This is a genomic window from Stenotrophomonas sp. 05L44_2, from assembly GCF_056665995.1.
Map to the genome: position 1 here is coordinate 1 of NZ_JBFTNR010000772.1, position 1886 is coordinate 1886.

General features: G+C 66.0%; 3 protein-coding genes. 2 read left to right on the forward strand and 1 reads right to left on the reverse strand.

Going from position 1 to position 1886, the window contains the following annotated elements:
- Positions 1–349: 349 nt before the first annotated feature.
- Entirely contained in the window at positions 350–685 is a 336-nt protein-coding gene (locus AC1VAN_RS20430; protein ID WP_049469607.1) for a Rieske (2Fe-2S) protein, read from the reverse strand.
- 178 nt (positions 686–863) lie between these two features.
- Here AC1VAN_RS20430 and AC1VAN_RS20435 point away from each other — a divergent pair, with 178 nt between their 5' ends.
- Both AC1VAN_RS20435 and AC1VAN_RS20440 read left to right on the forward strand, forming a co-directional pair.
- Positions 864–1145, forward strand: a complete 282-nt coding sequence (locus AC1VAN_RS20435; protein WP_480986596.1) for a hypothetical protein — start codon at positions 864–866, stop codon at positions 1143–1145.
- A 70-nt stretch (positions 1146–1215) separates the two neighbouring features.
- The coding region (locus tag AC1VAN_RS20440; RefSeq protein WP_480986597.1) for a fumarylacetoacetate hydrolase family protein at positions 1216–1886 on the forward strand (671 nt) is incomplete at its 3' end.

Consider the following 1886-nt stretch of genomic DNA (forward strand, 5'->3'; position numbering starts at 1 on the left):
GGCGGGGTGGGTCCGGTTGCGGGGGACGCCGTAAACCCCCAGACCGGCCCAGCCGCTGGCGGCTGTGCGTTCGGGCGCTTGCGAAGCAGTGCTTCGCAAGCAAAGCGCCCTCACCCTTGGGGGCTTGGCCGCGGCATCCATGCCGCGGACACCCCCGCAACCGGACCCACCCCGCCTTCGACAGATTTCCGCGCGCTGTCGGAACGGCATTCTGTGATGCTGTGGGTGGGTGTCGACCTTGGTCGACACGGTAGATCCACGCCATGCGTGGATGGATTCCTGGATGTTTCGCTGATGTGGTGGGTTCTGAACTCGGTGGGTGCGGACCGTTGGTCCGCACACCGATGCCTCAGGCCAGGTAGACCTGTCCATCCCGCACATCCACCGGCACTGCGCGCAGGCGGTCGCCCTTGCAGGGGCCGGCGATGCAGTCGCCACTGTCCAGCGCGAACGAGGCGCCGTGGGCGGCGCAGACCAGATGGCCTTCGCGGCTCTTAAGGAACTGGCCGGGCGCCCAATCCAGGCGGCGGCCCGCGTGCGGGCAGATGTTCAGGAACGCCCGCACCTGCTCACCGTCGCGGTACAGCAGCAGCGACTCGGCATCGCCATCGACCACCGCTTCAACCTCGGCAAACGCACCATCGGCAATGGCATCCAGGGTGATGAGGGCAACAGCGGCAGTCATGGCGAAGGCTCGGACGGAATCGCGCATTGTCGCACGCCTGGTCATGTGACTAGCTGCGACATGAACACAAGTCATTGATCCGTAATAAGCCAAGGCTATATTTAACGAGTTTTTCACTCAATGACAGTGGCACCTGCCGATACTCATGGCTCGCTGATTTCCAGCCTATCGAGCCACCATGTTCAATCGCGATTTCGCCTTCCACCAGTTCCGCACCCTGTTTGCCCCGCGCAAGCCGCGCCATCCGCTGGTGCGCGTTGCCGTGGGCCTGCTCGGCCTGGCGATCCTGGCCGCGATGGTGTTCATCGGCGTATTCGTCGGTGCAGCCATGATCCTGGTGGGCCTGGCGTGGAAGCTGCTGGCTTCGCGCAAGCCCGGCCCGAGCCGCCCGGTCGACCCGAACGTGGTCGAGGGCKAGTACCACGTGGTGCGCAAGTCGGCGCTGCCGTCCTCGCGCTGATCGACGCTGCCCGCTGACGGCGGGCCTTGCTGCGTTCTAGACTGCGGGCACTCCCTTCCTGGATGCCCGCATGTCCGATGTCTCCGATGTGATCCCTGCTGCAGCCACGCCGCGTGTACCGGTGGTTGGTGGCGGCAGCTTTCCCGTGCACCGCATCTACTGCGTCGGCCGCAACTTCGCCGACCACGCGCGTGAGATGGGTGCTGCCGTGCCCGCAGCAGATGATCGCGGCCGCCCGATGTTCTTCACCAAGCCGGCCGACGCCATCGTGGTCGGCCACGACGATGTGATCCCCTACCCGCCTGCCACCAGCAACCTGCATCACGAGGTGGAACTGGTGGTGGCGATCGGCCGTGACGCGCCCACCGGCGAGTTGGCCGTGGCCGACGCCGAGGCCCTGGTCTATGGCTATGCCGTGGGCCTGGACCTGACCCGCCGCGACCTGCAGGCGGCCGCCAAGGAGAAGGGCCACCCGTGGGATTCGGCCAAGGGTTTCGATGCCTCTGCACCGATCAGCGAGATCGTGCACGCCGGTGAAGTCGGCGATCTGGCCGCCCTCAATCTGTCGCTGGAGATCAATGGCGAAGTCCGCCAGCAGTCCCTGCTCGACCAGATGATCTGGAACGTGCCGGAGATCCTGCACGAGCTGTCCAAGCTGTGGCAGCTGCGCGCCGGCGATCTGGTGTTCATGGGCACGCCGTCCGGCGTGGCCGCACTGAAGCCCGGCGACCGTTTCAGTGC